Source organism: Brachybacterium sp. GU-2, assembly GCF_030866705.2.
GTDB lineage: Bacteria > Actinomycetota > Actinomycetes > Actinomycetales > Dermabacteraceae > Brachybacterium > Brachybacterium conglomeratum.
On sequence record NZ_CP133037.2, the window covers coordinates 2503208 to 2519121 of the forward strand.

The following is a 15914-nucleotide window of genomic DNA, read 5'->3' on the forward strand; positions in this document are numbered from 1 at the left end:
ATATATCAGTCACAGTCGACTGGTCGACACACGCTCCGTCCGGCCCTCCGCCGACGACGGCGCGCCCCGTCCCCCTCTGCGAAGGAACCCTCCATGGCCGACCTTCTTCCCGAGCATCCCGATTTCCTGTGGCACTCGCCCGAGCCGAGGTCCGGCTACGACGTCGTGATCGTCGGCGGCGGCGGCCACGGCCTCGCGGCCGCCTACTACCTGGCCTCCCGCCACGGCATCACGAACGTCGCCGTGCTCGAGCGCGGCTGGCTGGCCGGCGGCAACATGGCCCGCAACACCACGATCATCCGCTCGAACTACCTGTGGGACGAGTCGGCGATGATCTACGAGGCCTCGCTGAAGCTGTGGGAGCAGCTGCCCGAGGAGCTCGAGTACGACTTCCTGTTCAGCCAGCGCGGCGTGCTCAACCTCGACCACACCCTCGGCGACGTGCGCGGCTCCGTGCGCCGCGTCAACGCCAACAAGCTCAACGGCGTGGACGCCGAGTGGCTCGACCCGAAGCAGGTCAAGGAGGTCGTGCCGATCCTCAACATCTCCGAGGACATCCGCTACCCCGTCCTCGGCGGCACCTACCAGCCCCGCGCCGGCATCGCCAAGCACGACCACGTCGCCTGGGCGCTCGCCCGCAAGGCCGACGAGATGGGCGTGCACATCATCCAGAACTGCGAGGTCACCGAGGTGATCGTCGAGAACGGCCGCGCCGTCGGCGTCGAGACGACCCGCGGCCGGATCGACGCCGGGAAGGTCGCGCTCGCCGCGGCCGGGCACTCCACCGAGGTCTCCGAGACCGCCGGCGTGCGCCTCCCCGTCCAGTCCCGCCCCCTCCAGGCCCTGGTCAGCGAGCTGTTCGAGCCCGTCCATCCCGCCGTCGTGATGAGCAACCACGTGCACGTCTACGTCTCCCAGGCCCACAAGGGGGAGCTCGTGATGGGCGCGGGCGTGGACCAGTACAACGGCTACGGCCAGCGCGGCGCCTTCCACGTCGTCGAGGACCAGCTCGCCGCCGCCGTGGAGCTGTTCCCGATCTTCTCCCGGGCCCGCGTGCTGCGCACCTGGGGTGGGATCGTCGACGTCACCGCCGACGCCTCGCCGATCATCTCGAAGACCGAGGTGGACCAGCTGTACGTCAACTGCGGCTGGGGCACCGGCGGCTTCAAGGCCACCCCCGGCGCCGGCTTCGCCCTCGCGCACACGATCGCCAACGACGAGCCGCACGAGATCAATACGCCCTTCACCCTCGACCGCTTCGAGACGGGCCACCTCATCGACGAGCACGGCGCCGCCGGCGTCGCCCACTGACCGCGCCCCGGCGCCACGAACCCAGGAGGCCACCATGCTCCTCATCGACTGCCCCCACTGCGGGCCCCGCAACGAGGTCGAGTTCCACTACGGCGGCGAGGCCCACGTGCCCTACCCCGAGGACCCCTCGGCCCTCGACGACCGCGAGTGGTCCCGCTACCTCTTCTACCGCGCCAACACCAAGGGCATCCTCGCCGAGCGCTGGCAGCACTCGGCCGGCTGCCGCAAGTGGTTCAACGCCCTGCGCGACACCCGCACCTACCGCTTCGAGCGCATCTATCCGATGGGCTCCCCGCGCCCCGACCTGCCGGACCCCGAGAAGGTCCCGGCCGACGCCGCCGAGCCGGACCGCTTCGCCTCGATGACCACCACCGAGGGGCGCACCGACGGCTCCGTCGCCGACCCCTCCGCCGCCGGCACCGCCGCCGACGGCTCCACCCCTGCCCCCGAGGCTCGCACCGGGAACGAGGACGACCATGCCTGAGAACCAGACCCCCCGCCGCGGCCCCGCCCACGGGGTCGACCCCGCACGGCCCCTGACCCTCACGGTCGAGGGCGAGACGCTGCCCGCGCTCGCCGGCGACACCGTCGCCAGCGCCCTGCTGGCCGCCGGTCGTCTGGCCGTGGCCCCCTCGATCTACCTCGCCCGTCCCCGCGGCCTCATGGCCGCCGGCCTCGAGGAGACCAACGCCCTGATCACCGTCCACGACCGACGGGAGAACGGGACCGACGAGTCGATGCTTCCGGCCACCGCGGTCGAGGCCGTCGACGGGCTCGAGGCGAGCCTGCTCAGCGGGCTCGGCACGCTCGACCCGCGCGAGGACCACGCCTACTACGACCACAAGCACGTCCACACCGACGTGCTCGTCGTCGGCGCCGGCCCCGCCGGGCTCGCCGCCGCCCGTGAGGCGGCCCGCTCCGGCGCCCGCGTCATGCTTCTGGACGAGCAGCCCCTCGCCGGCGGCTCGCTGCTGTCCTCTCGGGGCCTGCGGATCGACGACCAGGACGCCATGGACTGGGTCGACGCGACCGTCGCCGAGCTGCGCCGCACCGAGGACGTCACCGTGCTCGAGCGCACGAACGTCTTCGGCAGCTACGACTCGAACTACATCACCGCCCTGCAGAAGCGCACCGACCACCTCGGACTCCCCGCGGAGGGTGCGGACGGCGGCCGTCCCGGCGTCTCCCGCCAGCGCGTCTGGCACATCCGCGCGAAGCAGGTCGTGCTCGCCCCCGGCGCGATGGACCGCCCCGTCGTGTTCGCGCACAACGACCGCCCGGGCGTCATGCTCGCCGCGGCCGTGCAGACCTACCTCAACCGCTTCGGCGTCGCCGCGGGCGAGGACGTCGCGGTGCTGACCACGAACGACTCCGCCTGGGAGCTCGTCGCGGATCTGCACGACGCGGGCGTGCGCCTGCCCGTCGTGCTCGACTCCCGCCCCGAGCCCAGCGCCCGTGCCGCGGCCGTCCTCGAGGCGACCGGCGTCGACGCCCGCTTCGGCTGGTCCGTCGTGGACACCGTCGGCGGCGGCGACGGGGACCGCCTCACCGCGGTGCAGATCGCGCCGCTGGGCGCCGACGGCGAGATCGCCGGCGAGGTCGAGACCGTCGCCGCGGACCTGCTCGCCGTCTCCGGCGGGCTCTCCCCGCTCGTGCACCTGCACTCCCAGCGCCAGGGTCGGATCCAGTACGACGAGGCGCTGACCTCGTTCGTCGCCGTCCCCTCGGTCGAGGACCAGCACCTGGCCGGCTCCGTGCTCGGCACCGCCGACCTCGCGGGCGCCCTCTCCCAGGGCGCCGAGGCCGGGGCCGCCGCCGCGACCGCCGCCGGATACCCGATCACGGCGAAGGCCCCGCAGGCCGAGGCGTCGGCCCCCGTGGCGCCGGCCCGGCCGCTGTGGCTCGTGCCCAGCCCCGACAGCGGTCTCGTCTCCGCGGCGACCGAGGACCCCGAGCGCTGGCGAGAGCACTTCGTGGACCTGCAGCGCGACCAGACCGTGCGCGACGTGCTGCGCGCGCTGGGCGCGGGCATGCGCGCCGTCGAGCACGTCAAGCGCTTTACCTCGATCAGCACCGGCGCCGATCAGGGCAAGACCTCCGGCGTCGCCGCGATCGGCGTGATGAGCGTGCTGCTGGGGGAGGAGGACCTCGGCGGCATCGGCACCACCACCTACCGGGCGCCCTACGCCCCGGTGAGCTTCGCCGCCCTCGCCGGACGCCGCCGCGGGCAGATGTTCGACCCCGCCCGCATCACCTCCATCCACCAGTGGCATCTCGAGCACGGCGCCGTCTGGGAGGACGTGGGCCAGTGGAAGCGCCCGCGGTACTTCCCGCAGGGCGAGGAGGACATGGACGCGGCGGTGCTGCGCGAGTGCGCCGGCGTGCGCGACTCCGTCGGCATGATGGACGGCACCACCCTCGGCAAGATCGAGATCCGCGGCGCGGATGCGGCGCGGTTCCTCAACCGCATGTACACCAACGGCTTCCTCAAGCTGCCGGTCGGCAAGGGCCGCTACGGCGTGATGTGCGGACCCGACGGCATGATCATGGACGACGGCGTCACGCTGCGCGTGGCCGACGACCACTTCTTCATGACCACCACGACCTCGGGCGCCGCCGCGGTGCTCGACCACCTCGAGGAGTGGCACCAGACGGAGTGGCCGGAGCTGGACGTGTCCATGACGTCGGTGACCGAGCAGTGGGCCACGATCACCGTCGCCGGCCCCCGCTCCCGCGACGTGATCGCGAAGGTCGCCCCCGACCTCGACGTCTCCCAGGAGGCGTTCGGGTTCATGGAGTTCCGCGACACGGTCCTGGCCAGCGGCATCCCGGCCCGGATCCCGCGGATCTCGTTCTCCGGCGAGCTCGCCTTCGAGATCAACGTCGACGCCTTCTACGGGCGGACCGTGTGGGAGGCCGTGCACGAGGCCGGCCAGGAGTTCGGCATCGTCGTCTACGGCACCGAGACCATGCACGTGCTGCGCGCCGAGAAGGGCCTGATCATCGTCGGCCAGGACACCGACGGCACGATCACCCCGCAGGACGCGAACATGTCGTGGATCATCGGCGCGAAGAAGAAGGACTTCGTGGGCAAGCGGTCCCTGGACCGCCCGGACTCCGTGCGCGAGGACCGCCGCCAGCTCGTCGGCCTGCTCAGCGACGACGGCACCACGCGCCTCGAGGAGGGCGCGCAGATCGTCGACGCCAGCACCCCGATCACGCCCGAGGACGGGCCCGTGCCGATGATCGGCTGGGTCTCCTCCTCGTACCTCTCGGCGGCTCTCGACCAGCCGTTCGCGCTCGCCCTGGTCGACGGCGGCCTCGGCCGCATCGGCGAGAAGGTCCGCTCCCCGCAGGGGGACCGGATCATCGACCTGACCATCACCTCTCCCGTGCTCGTCGACCCCGAAGGAGCCCGCCGTGACGGCTGACAGCACCACCCTGACCACCTCGATGGACGTCCTGGAGCCGCTTCGCGCGGCCCCCGCCCGCCATCTGGCCGACCTGATGGAGGGCGCCGCCGTCACCGGGGCGCGCGCCGTGACCCTGCGCGAGCACGAGTTCGCCGTGCAGATCGGCCTGCGGGCCGTGCCCGGCGAGCAGGGCGCGACGGCGCTCGAGTCCGTGCTCGGCGTGCCGCTGCCGACGGCGCACGGCGAGGTGACCGGCGACCTGGACGGCCTGCACGTCCTGCGCCTCTCGCCGGACGAGTTCCTCGCCGTGGACGTCTCCCGCCGGCAGGAGCCCGGCGTCGAGGCGCCGTACCAGGAGGCGCTCGAGGAAGGGGTCCCTGGGCAGGCCGTGGACCTCTCCGCCAACCGCACCGTGCTGGTGCTCGAGGGCCCCGGTGCCCGCGAGGTGCTCGAGAAGAGCGTCGCGCTGGACCTGCACCCGCGCGTGTTCGGCGTCGGCCGGGCCGAGGCGACGCTGCTGAGCACCATCCCGGTGGTGCTCGTGCGCAGCGGCGAGGAGACCTGGCGGATCCTGCCCCGCGCCTCCTTCGCGGACCACATGGTCCGCTGGCTCGTCGACGGCATGACGGAGCTCGGCTCCGCCTGCCCGGAGGAGGAGTCCGCGCAGCGCTCGGTGCGCCCCGCCCAGCACGCCTGAGCTCGCCCGCGGCACGGCGCGAGGGGCCGACGGGATCCGTCCGTCGGCCCCTCGCGCCGTGCCCGGCCGTCCCTGCGCCGCGGTGAGCAGGGAGTTCGACCGCCCGGTCGTCGCGGCGTGACATCACGGAGCTTCCGCGGCAGGGTGGAGGGATGAACACAGAGCAGACCCATCTGACCGTCACCCGCACGATCGACGCCCCCTCGAAGGACATCTTCGGCGTGCTGACGCTCCCCGCGCGCCACCACGAGTTCGACGGCTCTGGCTTCGTCCGCGCCGCCGACGACACCGAGCGGATCACCGCCGCGGGCGAGAAGTTCGTGATGAACATGCACGGCGACCACATGGGCGGCGACTACCGAACCCACAACTTCGTCACCGCATACGACGAGAACAAGATGGTGGGCTGGAAGCCGGCTCCCGAGGGGGAGGACGGCAGCGCCCCCGAGGGCCCGAAGGGCTGGGAGTGGCTCTACGAGCTCACCCCGCAGGGCTCGGACGCGACCGAGGTGTCGCTGACCTACAGCTGGTCCGACGTCACCGATCCCGAGCTGCTCAAGCAGATCCGCTTCCCGATGATCCCCGAGGAGGATCTCGAGCAGTCGCTGAACCTGCTCGCCGCCGCGGTCACGAAGGACTGATCGCGCAGGACGCCCGCCCTCCTGCCGGGGCGGGCGGCCTCGTGCGCGCAGGCCGCCCGCACCCGTCGGCCGGAGGAGGAGCCTCGCCCGAGCCGCCGATCTCTGGCACGCTTCGTGCAGACGGCGACGACGCCGCCCCGACTCGAGGAGCACCGCCATGGCCGACGCACAGTCCCTCCCCGCCGACGCCCCCGTCCCCGACGAGATCGTGCACAGCGTGCTGATCGACGCGAGCGCGGAGAAGGTGTTCGCGGTCGTCCGCGAACCCGGCTGGTTCATCAACGACGGCGAGTACCGCGAGCACGAGATCACCACGTCGGGCCCGGTCACGCACGTGGTCGATCCCGTCCACGGCAGCTTCCAGCTCGCGATCGAGGCGCATGAGCCGCCGAACCGCGTCGCGTTCCGCTGGCTCGGAGGCGGGCTCGGCGAGATCTCCGACGCCCCGAACAACACCGTCGAGTTCGTCATCGACCCCGCCGGCACCGCGGCCCGGAACCGTGTGCGGCTGACCGTGCGCGAGCGAGGATTCGCGAAGCTGGGCCTGGACGAGGCGGTGCGGCGGCGCAACTACGAGGAGAACCTCCACGGCTGGCAGCTGGAGCTCGACCTCGCCAAGCGCCTTGCGGAGAACGGTCGCAACGGCACCGGTGCGTCGGTACCCGGCGAAGACGCCCACGGCTGAGGGCACGCCGCACCGCAGGTGGGAGGGCTATCCTCGAGGGATGGGCAGGGTCACCGACAGCACGCGGATCCGCACCGTCCGGGTGCGGGACGGGAAGCTCTACGCCGGACGCAAGGGCGACCATGTCGCCGTCGAGGAGCCGCTGGACATCCGCCTGAACGGGCAGCAGCTCTCCCTCACCATGCGCACCCCCGGCAACGACGTCGAGCTGATCCACGGCTTCCTGCACGCGGAGGGCCTGATCCGTGACCGCGAGGACGTGGCCGAGGCCCGCTACTGCGACGGAGCCGTCGTCGACGCCGGCAGCGGATTCGCCCAGAACACCTACAACGTCATGGACTTCACGACCACCCGACCGCAGCTGCTGCCGCAGGTCGCCCGCGCCTTCACCACCACCTCCGCCTGCGGGGTGTGCGGCGCAGAGAGCATCGACGCCGTCCGGCAGAAGAGCCGGTACACGCTGCTGCAGTCCTGGGTGGCGGACCCGCACGTGATCCTCCGCGCCGCCCGCGAGCTCTCCGACCAGCAGGCCGTCTTCGCCCGCACCGGCGGCGTCCATGCCGCCGCGCTCGTGGACCTCGAAGGGAACCTGCTCGTTGTCCGGGAGGACGTCGGCCGGCACAACGCGGTCGACAAGGTCATCGGCTGGGCCCTGCTCGAGGACCGCCTGCCGCTGCGGGACTGCTTCCTGCTGGTCTCCTCCCGGGCCAGCTTCGAGATCGTCCAGAAGGCCTGCATGGCCGGGATCCCGCTGGTGGCCTGCGTCTCCGCCGCGAGCTCCCTCGCCGTCGAGACCGCCCGCGAGTTCGGCCAGACGCTCGTGGGTTTCACCCGCGCGGGGGACGACGGGGACGGCCGCATGAACCTCTACACCCACCCCGAGCGCCTCGACCTCTCCGCCGCCGAGGGCTGACAGACAAGGGGTCCGGCCTGCTCCTGCGATCTGGCCTGACCGGATCGCTCGGGCCCGTCGTCGGCCGGGCCCGTCGGCCGGGGCCCGATGGTCGACTCTGCGTCTCCGTGCCCGGTAGAGTGCGGCGGTGAACAGCGACGACGCCGCCCTCCAGCAGTACTGGGCCGAGGCCCGCACCGCCCGACCCGAGCTGCCCGAGCAGAGGCCGGAGGCCTGGGCGTTCGGTGCCACCCCTGAGCACGCCGACGGGCTGCTCCGCCTCGTGCTCGACGGCGTGAAGACGGGGACCGCCTCCTCGCTTCGGGACTACGAGGCCGACGGGGACCCGCTCCCGGAGGTCGGCGAGCTGTCCATCATCCTCGACGGCAGCGGCGCGCCCCGCGCGGTGCTGGAGACCACGGAGGTCGTGACCGTCCCCTTCGACCAGGTCACCGGCGAGCACGCCCACGCCGAGGGGGAGGGCGACCGGACCCTCGCGGCCTGGCGGCAGATCCACGAGCGCTTCTGGACCGAGCACTCCGACGGCGGCTTCGCCCCGGACATGCCCGTCGTCTGCGAGCGCTTCCGCCTGATCCACTCCCGCTGACCGCATGATCACTCGGGTGATTGCCTGATCCCCGCCGGCGGCCGCTCGCCCCGCCGTCCGGCAGCCCTTCCCGACCGCGTCGCCCCGCCCGGGCGCCGACCGGTCGCGATCGAGACGTGGATCTGTGTCGTCATTCGCCGCCATACCGACACATAGCCACGTCTCGGCGTCGCGAGGATGGGAGCCGGAGGACGGCGTCGTGGGGCTGGGGCAGGGCAGCGGTGCTGCCGTGCAGAGCAGGGCGGGTCGCCTCAGCGCAGGGCCAGCAGCGCCGTGGCGGTGACCGCGTCGATGACCAGGTCCGTCGCGACCCCGGCCCGCAGTGCCGCCCGCAACGGCAGCGCCTTGCGGGAGCCGGAGGCGACTAGCAGGCGGCGGGGGATCCGGGCCAGCCGGTCCGGGGCGGTGCCCGATCCGCGCGCGTTCATGGCGATGTCGCGGAAGGTGCCGTCGGCCCGCAGGAACACGGTGCACACATCGCCCACCGCGCCGTCGGCCCGCAGCGAGCGCAGGTCCGCGGCCGTGAGGTAGTTGTGGGTGTAGACGTGGCTGGGGACCTCCGCGTCGAAGGCGCCGACGCTGAACACTGCGACCGTGGCCTGCGTCTGCGTCTCCAGCACCCGCTGCACCGAGCGCTCGTGCCACATGGCCTCGCGCGTGGCGGCGTAGTCGAAGAAGGCCGGGACCGGGAACTGGTGCACCGTCGCGTCCCATCGCTCCGCCGCGCGGGCGAGCACGGTCGCGATATAGGTCAGGCCCGAGCCCTCGACGTTGATCGCGCCGTTGAGCTGCACGATCCGCATCCCCGGCACGGGGCGGGGCCGCACCGTGCCCAGCAGTGCCGCGACCGTCGTGCCCCAGGCGATGCCGAGCGTGGAGCCGGGCTCGAGCATCTGATCGAGCAGCTCCGCGGCCTCCTCGACCACGGCGGCGAGGCGGTCGCGCTGATCGCTCTCGGGCGGATCCGGCACCACGTGCACCTTCACCCCGTACTGGCGGGCGATGCGTCGTCCGAGGTCCTCGACGCGATGCGCCTCGGGCGGGCGCAGGGTGATCTGGACCAGGCCGGCCTCGCGCGCGTCCCGCAGCATTCGTGACACGGTCGAGCGGGACACCCCGAGCTCTCCGGCGATCGCCTCCATGGTCTGGCTCTGCCCGTAGTACATCCGTGCAGCGGTGAAGAGGTCCTCGAGCCGGGAAGCGGGGGTCATGGACACCAGTCTTGCACGTTCGTGCACCTGGCTTGCGCGATGCTGCACGCCCGTCCCAGGATGGCCGTGTCACCGCCGCGGAGAGCGCGACGGGCCCGGCCGCGAGCGCCGGGATCACCAGGTGCCGATGCGAAGGAGCAGCCAGCGTGTCCGAACAGCAGCGATCCGCACTCACCCCCGAGGGCCGCGGCGAGCACCTCGCCCGCCTGCGCGCCACGACGGCCGAGAACCCGCTGGACGTCCTCATCGTCGGAGGCGGGGTGAACGGGGCGGGCGCCGCGTTCGACGCCGCCACCCGTGGCCTGTCCGTCGGCCTCGTGGAGTCCCACGACTGGGCCTCCGGCACATCCTCCCGCTCCTCCAAGCTCATGCACGGCGGCCTGCGCTACCTGCAGATGCTCGACTTCAAGCTGGTCGCCGAGGCTCTGCGCGAGCGCGATCTGCTGCTCGAGCACACCGCCCCGCACCTGGTGAAGCCGATCAAGTTCGTCTTCCCCTTCTTCAAGAAGGTCATCGACCGCGGCTTCATCGGCTCCGGCGTCATGCTCTACGACGCGATGCAGTCGGTGGGCCGCAAGCGCGCCGTCCCCTTCCACCGCCATCTCCTGCACGACAAGATGCTCGAGGTGTTCCCGGCACTCGACGGCGACAAGGCCGTCGGCGCGCTCGAGTACTACGACGCGCAGGTCGACGACGCCCGCTTCGTGATGATGCTGGTGCGCTCCGCCGCCCAGCTCGACGCCTCGGTCGCGAACTACACCACCGTCGTCGACTACCTCCACGAGGGCGAGCGTGTGGTCGGCGCCCGGGTGCGCGACGAGGAGAGCGGCGAGGAGTTCGACGTCCGCGCCCGCCACGTCATCCTCGCCGGCGGCGTCTGGACCCAGGAGCAGCAGGATCTCGCCGGGGCCGACGGCGGCCTCGAGGTCCTCGCCTCCAAGGGCATCCACGTCACCGTCGCCCGCGACCGGATCCCCGCCGTCCCCGACACCGGCATCATCACCCAGACCGAGAAGTCGGTGCTGTTCATCATCCCGTGGGACGAGTACTGGGTCATCGGCACCACCGACACCCCGTGGACCCAGGACCCCCGCGACGTGGGTGCCACCTCGGACGACATCGACTACGTCCTCGAGCACGCCAACGCCGTGCTCGCCGACGACCTCACCCGCGAGGACGTCATCGGCGTCTACTCGGGCCTCCGCCCCCTGCTGCAGCCCGTGAAGAAGGGCTCGGACAAGGGCTCGACCAAGGTCTCCCGCGAGCACACCGTCATGCAGGTCGAACCCGGCCTGAGCGCTATCGCGGGCGGCAAGTACACGACCTACCGCGTGATGGCCGAGGACGTCGTCGACTTCGCGATCAAGGACACCGAGCCCGGCCGCCCGTCGCTGACCCGCTCGGTCCCCGTCATCGGCGCGCAGGGCTACCAGGCGCTCGTGCGGGACAAGGCCGCGATCGGCCGACGGATCGGCGCGGACGAGATCCGCATGGACCGGCTCCTGTTCCGCTACGGCAGCCTGCTCACCGACGTGCTCGCCCTGATCGACGAGGATCCGTCCCTCGCCACCCCGCTCGAGCATGCCCCGCGCTACCTGCGCGCCGAGGTGGTCTATGCCGCCCGCGCCGAGGGGGCCCGGCATCTCGCCGACGTGCTCGAGCGCCGCACCCGCCTGGACTACGAGACCCGCGACCGCGGGGTCGCTGCGGCCGACGAGGTCGCCGCGCTGCTCGCGCCGGAGCTCGGCTGGGACGAGACGACCGTGCGCGCCGAGGTCGACGCCTACCGCGGGTACATCGAGGCCCGTCTCGCCGGGGAGGCCACCGCCTCCGACGCCGAGGCCGCCTCCCGCATCGCGGCCGCCGCGGAGGTGCCCGCTCGCGGCTGACCCAGAACTCCTCCCCGGTCGTGAACCGGCCGGGGAGGCCCTCCGCGGGCGACTCCGCCCGCGGACCATCGGCGGGCAGGACCCGCCCCTCTCCCCACCAACTGGATGCCACCGGTCCCGCAACGCTGCGGGACCGCTCGACGAGGAGGCCCCATGGCAACCATCTTTCTGTACGAGATCGCCGGAACGGCGATGCTCACCCTGCTCGGCGGCGGCGTCGTCGCCAACGCGATCCTCGGCAAGACGAAGGGCAACGGCGGCGGCTGGCTGATGATCAACTTCGGCTGGGGCCTCGCGGTCTTCGCCGGCGTGTACGTCGCCTACAAGACCGGCGCCCATCTGAACCCCGCGGTGACCCTCGGCCTGCTCTCCAGCGGCGCCGCGGAGTACGCCCCCGGGATCGCCGTCACCGTCGGCAACACGATCGCGTACCTCCTGGCGGAGATGATCGGCGCCTTCCTCGGCGCGATCGTCGCCTGGCTCGCGTACAAGACCCACTACGACCAGGAGACCGATGCCGGAACGATCCTCGGCACCTTCTCCACCGGTCCGGAGATCCGCTCCTACGGCTGGAACTTCGTCACCGAGGTCATCGCGACCTTCGTGCTGGTGTTCGTGATCATCATGTTCGGCAGCACGCCGAGCGGACTCGGACCCCTCGCGGTCGCGCTGCTGGTCGTCTCGATCGGCGCCTCCCTCGGCGGGCCCACCGGCTACGCCATCAACCCCGCCCGTGACCTCGGCCCCCGCCTCGCCCACGCGATCCTCCCGATCCCGCACAAGGGCGGCAGCGACTGGGGCTACTCGTGGGTCCCGATCGCCGGCCCGATCGTCGGCGGCGTCCTCGCGGGCCTGGCGAGCTTCGCCTTCTGACCCGACCCGCCGCTCCACCGCCGAGCGGTTCCCGTGCGCCGCGCGGGGCTGTCCGGCACCATGACCACCACCTGTTCATCACCACGAAGGAGTTCCGATGACCGACTCGACGAAGTACATCCTCTCGATCGACCAGGGCACCACCTCGACCCGCGCGATCGTCTTCGACCACGCCGGCCAGATCGTCTCGACCGGCCAGCAGGAGCACGAGCAGATCTTCCCCAGGTCCGGCTGGGTCGAGCACGACCCGATGGAGATCTGGCGCAACACCCGCTCCGTCGTCGGCTCCGCGCTGACCGGCGCGGACATCAACCGCCACCAGCTCGCCGCCGTCGGCATCACCAACCAGCGCGAGACCGCGGTGGTGTGGGACAGGAACACCGGCGAGCCCGTCTACAACGCGATCGTCTGGCAGGACACCCGCACCCAGAAGATCTGCGACCGCCTCGCCGGCGACGAGGGCGCCGACAAGTACAAGGAGCGCGTGGGCCTGCCGCTGGCGACCTACTTCTCCGGCCCCAAGATCGCCTGGATCCTCGAGAACGTCGACGGCGCGCGCGAGAGGGCCGAGGCCGGCGATCTGCTGTTCGGCAACACCGACTCCTGGCTGGTGTGGAACCTGACCGGCGGCGTCAACGGCGGCGTGCACGTCACCGACGTCACCAACGCCTCGCGCACCATGCTCATGAACATCGACACCCTCGACTGGAACGAGGACATCGCGAAGGACATGGGCATCCCGATGTCGATGCTCCCGGAGATCAAGTCCTCCTCCGAGGTGTACGGGCACGGCCGCAAGAACGATCTGCTCATCGACACCCCGATCGCCGGCATCCTCGGCGACCAGCAGGCCGCCACGTTCGGCCAGGCCTGCTTCGAGATCGGCATGGGCAAGAACACCTACGGCACCGGCAACTTCATGCTGGTCAACACCGGCGAGGACCTGGTGCGCAGCGAGAACGGGCTGCTCACCACCGTCGCCTACAAGATCGGCGAGAACAAGCCCGTCTACGCCCTCGAGGGCTCGGTCGCGGTGACCGGCTCGCTCGTGCAGTGGATCCGCGACAACCTCGGCCTGATCAAGGACGCCCCGGAGATCGAGGACCTCGCCAAGCAGGTCGACGACAACGGCGGCCTGTTCGTGGTCCCGGCGTTCTCGGGCCTGTTCGCCCCGCACTGGCGCTCCGACGCCCGCGGCGTGATGGTCGGCATGACCCGCTTCCACAACAAGAACCACATCGCCCGCGCGGTCCTGGAGGCCACGGCCTTCCAGTCCCGGGAGGTCCTCGATGCGGCGATCGCCGATGCGGCCTCGGAGGGCGTGGAGCTCACCGAGCTCAAGGTCGACGGTGGCATGGTCATGAACGAGACCCTCATGCAGTTCCAGGCCGACATCCTCGGAGTGCCCGTCGTGCGCCCGAAGGTCATCGAGACCACCGCGCTGGGCGCCGCCTACGCGGCCGGCATCGCGGTGGGCTACTGGGAGGGCGAGCAGGACGTCATCGACAACTGGGCCGAGGACAAGCGCTGGGAGCCCCAGATGGACGAGGAGACCCGCGACCGGTACATGCGCCTGTGGCGCAAGGCCGTCGAGCGCACCCTCGACTGGGTCGACGACGACACCGACGCTCTGTTCGGCTGATCGGCTGACCGACGAACTGCGGGCGCGGAGCGGTCGGCGAGGGACGAGCCGCCCGTGAAGCGTCCGCGGGAGGAGATCAGCGCAAGAGTGCAGTGGATCGACGATCTGCGGGCGCCCGGCATCTCGAGGGATGCCGGGCGCCCGCATGTCCGGGGGCGAGGTCACCTTCCGGACACAGGGTGGGGTGATCGGGGTCACCTCGGCGTAGGCTCGTCGGCACCCGTCCGCCGAGCACCGGTACGGTGACCCGTCGTCCCGGTCCGACCCGTCGGCCCTGCGTGCGAGGTCGCCATGGCCCCGGAGCGTCATCCCTTCCCCACCAGAGATCGGAGAGACCCATGGATCTCGCCTTCAAGCTGGTCGCCCTCGTCGTCTACTTCGGCGGCATGATCGGCATCGGCCTCTACGCCTTCCGCAGGACCAAGGGCGGCGAGGACTACATGCTCGGCGGCCGACAGCTGCACCCCTTCGTCGCCGCGCTCTCCGCCGGGGCCTCGGACATGTCCGGCTGGCTGCTGATGGGCCTGCCCGGCGCGCTGTACATGAGCGGCATGGTCGAGGCGTGGATCGCGATCGGCCTGACCGTCGGCGCCGGTCTGAACTGGATCTTCGTCGCCCCGCGCCTGCGCCAGTACACCCAGATCGCCGGCAACGCGATCACGGTGCCGAGCTACTTCGGCAACCGCCTCCACGACCGCACGAACATCCTGCGGATCGCGGCGGGCCTGATCATCCTGGTGTTCTTCACCTTCTACGTCTCCTCCGGCATGGTCGCCGGCGGCGTGTTCTTCCAGTCGATGTTCGGCGGGCCGTATCTGACCGGCCTGCTCCTCGTGGGCGGCGTGACGATCCTGTACACCCTCTTCGGCGGCTTCCTCGGCGCGAGCTACACCGACGTGGTGCAGGGCCTGATCATGCTGGTCTCCCTGATCATCGTGCCGATCACCGCGATGTTCGTCGTCGGCGGGCCCACGGCGATGTTCGCCTCGGTGCGCGAGGTCGACCCCTCCTTCGGCTCCCTCGTCTCCGGCGGCACCTGGGTGGGGATCCTCTCCGCCCTCGCCTGGGGCCTGGGCTACTTCGGCCAGCCCCACATCATCGTGCGCTTCATGGCGCTGCGCTCCTCGCGCGACGCGAAGTACGGCACGATCGTCGGGATGAGCTGGATGATCCTGTGCGTGACCGGCGCCGTGTTCACCGCGATGGCGGGTCTGGCCTACTTCCAGCAGAACCGCGACGTGCAGATCACCGACGCGACCAACGGCGAGTCGGTGTTCCTCGACCTCGCCCAGGTCCTGTTCCATCCGCTGATCGCCGGCATCCTGCTGGCGGCCGTGCTCGCAGCGATCATGTCCACGATCTCCTCGCAGCTGATCGTGACCACGTCCGCGCTGGTCGAGGACATCGTCGGCGGCGTGGGCGTGAAGCTCGGAGACAGCGCCAAGCTGTGGGGCGGCCGCATCGGCGTGCTCGTCGTCTCCGTCGTCGCGGTGATCCTCGCCCTGGATCCCGAGAGCTCGGTGCTGGCCCTGGTCGCCTTCGCCTGGGCGGGCTTCGGCGCCGCCTTCGGGCCGATCGTGCTGCTGTCGCTGTTCTGGCGTCGCCTGACGACGGCGGGCGCTGCGGTGGGCATGATCTCCGGCGCGGTGGTCGCCTTCGTCTGGGGCCAGTCCTGGGGTGCGGAGAAGCAGCCTCTCGATGTCACCCTGGGCCTCTTCGGCGGAGAGCACCTCTACGAGATCATCCCCGGCTTCGCGATCTGCCTGGTGCTCGCGGTCGTGGTCAGCCTGATCACCCCGCAGCCGCCCGCCAAGGCGATGGAGGAGTACGACGACATGCTCGACTCCCTCGCCACGGGCGAGGCCCGGGCCCGCTCATCGGAGGAGCCCGCCGCGGCCTGAGCCGTCGGCGTCCCGGCCGGCGGTGCCGTCCCTGGCTTCAGGCCGCCATCCCCGGCCCAGGCCGTCGGTGCCTTCCCCGGCGCCCTGGCCCCGGCGCTGCACACTTCTGCGCTCCTGGCGTGACCTCAACGACTATACGACCCTCAGGTCAC

Annotated in this window: 13 protein-coding genes; 12 read left to right on the forward strand and 1 reads right to left on the reverse strand. The window is 71.5% G+C overall.

From position 1 onward, the window contains the following. Positions 1–93 precede the first annotated feature (93 nt). The 8 genes from RBL05_RS11430 to RBL05_RS11465 all read left to right on the forward strand — a co-directional run bounded on the left by RBL05_RS11430 (position 94) and on the right by RBL05_RS11465 (position 8246). On the forward strand, positions 94–1311 hold the full coding sequence (locus tag RBL05_RS11430; RefSeq protein ID WP_308739372.1) for a sarcosine oxidase subunit beta family protein: 1218 nt from the start codon (positions 94–96) through the stop codon (positions 1309–1311). A 34-nt stretch (positions 1312–1345) separates the two neighbouring features. Further along, positions 1346–1795 carry a sarcosine oxidase subunit delta gene (locus RBL05_RS11435; protein ID WP_126988356.1) on the forward strand — a complete coding sequence of 150 codons (450 nt, stop codon included), beginning with the start codon at positions 1346–1348 and terminating at the stop codon, positions 1793–1795. Then, the gene (locus tag RBL05_RS11440; protein ID WP_308739371.1) at positions 1788–4742 is read left to right on the forward strand and encodes an FAD-dependent oxidoreductase; all 2955 of its coding nucleotides are present in this window, start codon (positions 1788–1790) and stop codon (positions 4740–4742) included. The genes RBL05_RS11435 and RBL05_RS11440 overlap by 8 nt, the downstream gene beginning before the upstream one ends. Beyond that, on the forward strand, positions 4732–5421 hold the full coding sequence (locus RBL05_RS11445; RefSeq protein ID WP_308739370.1) for a sarcosine oxidase subunit gamma: 690 nt from the start codon (positions 4732–4734) through the stop codon (positions 5419–5421). Before RBL05_RS11440 ends, RBL05_RS11445 begins: the two co-directional genes overlap by 11 nt. Before the next feature lie 152 nt (positions 5422–5573). Next, positions 5574–6062, forward strand: coding sequence for an SRPBCC family protein (locus tag RBL05_RS11450; RefSeq protein ID WP_053915900.1), 489 nt, complete (start codon positions 5574–5576; stop codon positions 6060–6062). Positions 6063–6219: 157 nt separating this feature from the next. Beyond that, positions 6220–6747: a polyketide cyclase gene (locus RBL05_RS11455; protein ID WP_308739369.1), complete on the forward strand. Its 528-nt coding sequence runs from the start codon at positions 6220–6222 to the stop codon at positions 6745–6747. Positions 6748–6787: 40 nt separating this feature from the next. Next, complete coding sequence (gene fdhD, locus RBL05_RS11460; RefSeq protein ID WP_191460027.1) at positions 6788–7660, forward strand: formate dehydrogenase accessory sulfurtransferase FdhD; 873 nt, start codon at positions 6788–6790, stop codon at positions 7658–7660. A 127-nt stretch (positions 7661–7787) separates the two neighbouring features. Continuing rightward, on the forward strand, positions 7788–8246 hold the full coding sequence (locus tag RBL05_RS11465) for an ASCH domain-containing protein (RefSeq protein ID WP_308739368.1): 459 nt from the start codon (positions 7788–7790) through the stop codon (positions 8244–8246). A 251-nt stretch (positions 8247–8497) separates the two neighbouring features. Here RBL05_RS11465 and RBL05_RS11470 read toward each other — a convergent pair whose 3' ends face one another. Then, positions 8498–9457 carry a sugar-binding transcriptional regulator gene (locus RBL05_RS11470; protein ID WP_070499895.1) on the reverse strand — a complete coding sequence of 320 codons (960 nt, stop codon included), beginning with the start codon at positions 9455–9457 and terminating at the stop codon, positions 8498–8500. Between the two features lie 146 nt (positions 9458–9603). On the opposite strand from RBL05_RS11470, the gene RBL05_RS11475 reads away from it, so the two are divergent. The 4 genes from RBL05_RS11475 (at position 9604) to putP (ending at position 15762) form a co-directional block, all read left to right on the forward strand. Next, complete coding sequence (locus RBL05_RS11475; RefSeq protein ID WP_308739367.1) at positions 9604–11346, forward strand: glycerol-3-phosphate dehydrogenase/oxidase; 1743 nt, start codon at positions 9604–9606, stop codon at positions 11344–11346. Positions 11347–11499: 153 nt separating this feature from the next. Beyond that, entirely contained in the window at positions 11500–12219 is a 720-nt protein-coding gene (locus RBL05_RS11480; RefSeq protein WP_308739366.1) for an MIP/aquaporin family protein, read from the forward strand. Between the two features lie 97 nt (positions 12220–12316). Then, positions 12317–13861, forward strand: a complete 1545-nt coding sequence (gene glpK, locus RBL05_RS11485) for a glycerol kinase GlpK (RefSeq protein ID WP_308739365.1) — start codon at positions 12317–12319, stop codon at positions 13859–13861. Positions 13862–14199: 338 nt separating this feature from the next. Further along, positions 14200–15762: a sodium/proline symporter PutP gene (gene putP / locus RBL05_RS11490; protein WP_308739364.1), complete on the forward strand. Its 1563-nt coding sequence runs from the start codon at positions 14200–14202 to the stop codon at positions 15760–15762. Positions 15763–15914 lie beyond the last annotated feature (152 nt).

Bases quoted from the DNA above. Each gene is read 5' to 3' on its own strand.
- RBL05_RS11430 (WP_308739372.1), top strand. From the start codon at position 94: ATGGCCGACCTTCTTCCCGAGCATCCCGATTTCCTGTGGCACTCGCCC.
- RBL05_RS11435 (WP_126988356.1), top strand. From the start codon at position 1,346: ATGCTCCTCATCGACTGCCCCCACTGCGGGCCCCGCAACGAGGTCGAG.
- RBL05_RS11440 (WP_308739371.1), top strand. From the start codon at position 1,788: ATGCCTGAGAACCAGACCCCCCGCCGCGGCCCCGCCCACGGGGTCGAC.
- RBL05_RS11450 (WP_053915900.1), top strand. From the start codon at position 5,574: ATGAACACAGAGCAGACCCATCTGACCGTCACCCGCACGATCGACGCC.
- RBL05_RS11455 (WP_308739369.1), top strand. From the start codon at position 6,220: ATGGCCGACGCACAGTCCCTCCCCGCCGACGCCCCCGTCCCCGACGAG.
- fdhD (WP_191460027.1), top strand. From the start codon at position 6,788: ATGGGCAGGGTCACCGACAGCACGCGGATCCGCACCGTCCGGGTGCGG.
- RBL05_RS11470 (WP_070499895.1), bottom strand. From the start codon at position 9,457: ATGACCCCCGCTTCCCGGCTCGAGGACCTCTTCACCGCTGCACGGATG.
- RBL05_RS11480 (WP_308739366.1), top strand. From the start codon at position 11,500: ATGGCAACCATCTTTCTGTACGAGATCGCCGGAACGGCGATGCTCACC.
- glpK (WP_308739365.1), top strand. From the start codon at position 12,317: ATGACCGACTCGACGAAGTACATCCTCTCGATCGACCAGGGCACCACC.
- putP (WP_308739364.1), top strand. From the start codon at position 14,200: ATGGATCTCGCCTTCAAGCTGGTCGCCCTCGTCGTCTACTTCGGCGGC.